We start from the raw sequence: 961 nt of genomic DNA, 5'->3' as shown, positions 1-961 counted from the left end.
GGATCGACGCCGAACCGGCGAAGAAGGGTCCGGGATCGTAGGTCATCGCCTGGTGTGGACTGAGGAAGGCGAGAAAGTTGATGGCGAAAGCCGTCGCCACGCCGACATAGCGTGGATTGGCCATGGCCAGCGCCGTCGGCACCAGGATCGGCACGACAAACAGCATGAACCAGCCGAAGCCGGGCAGGGCAGGCAATGCGATCTGGCCGACGAGAAAGGCAAACGGCAGCGCCAGAAGCGTTCCCTTGAAGAAACCCCAGGCGACCTGCACAGGGTCGGGGCGAGCAGCAAACAGGCTCGACACGACGGCGACGAGAATGACCGTGCCGGCGGCTTCCGACCATTTCGTCGTCAACCAGAAGGCCGCGACCAGCAGCGTCGCAAGGGCAGCGCGCACCGCGTTGCGCGCTGCGCCGGCGTAATCGCGATGCACCACCAGCGCAGGCTGCCTGCTGCCCCTGGCCGGGCGCGTGGCAGGCGCACGCAGGGCATCGAGGCCGCGCAGCACCTGCTTGAGCGCATCGGCGAAATCGGCGGCAATGGTCAGGCGGGTGATCGTGCCGACCCTGTCGTCGCCCTGGTCGGTCGAGGCATCGGGCATTTGCCGGGCCTTGGCCGAGATGGTGTCGAGCCGCGCCACCCAAGGCGTGGTGTCGTCCAGCGCGCCGGGCTTCGTGGCCATTTCACCGACAAGGGCCTGCAACTCCGAACGCACCGGAATGAGCGCCGCATTCTTCGGAGCGGCATGCGAATGCAACGCACGTGCCGCCGACAGCGCCGAGAGCAGTTGTCCGATGGTGCGCCGGACCGGATGCGCGCGCGGCGCGAAGCTCGGCGCCTCGAGCCTGGCATAGGCGCGCATCTCGCCGAGCGTCTGGGTATCTGTGACCAGCTTTCGGTGCAGCGCGGACAGCGTTGCCGGGTCGCCGCCGGAGAACGCACCGCCGGCATAGGTGGCAAG

General features: G+C 67.8%; 1 protein-coding gene. It reads right to left on the bottom strand.

The window, feature by feature from the left end; genetic code table 11:
* Positions 1–961 (bottom strand): FUSC family protein (locus EN991_RS37845; protein ID WP_206519354.1); only part of this gene is annotated, 961 nt, incomplete at both ends.

This window comes from Mesorhizobium sp. M7A.F.Ca.US.005.03.2.1 (genome assembly GCF_003997795.1).
In the GTDB taxonomy this organism is placed as follows: Bacteria; Pseudomonadota; Alphaproteobacteria; order Rhizobiales; family Rhizobiaceae; genus Mesorhizobium; species Mesorhizobium ciceri.
Note: the sequence above shows the minus strand (reverse complement) of the source record. Positions and strands in the feature narration are given on the sequence as shown.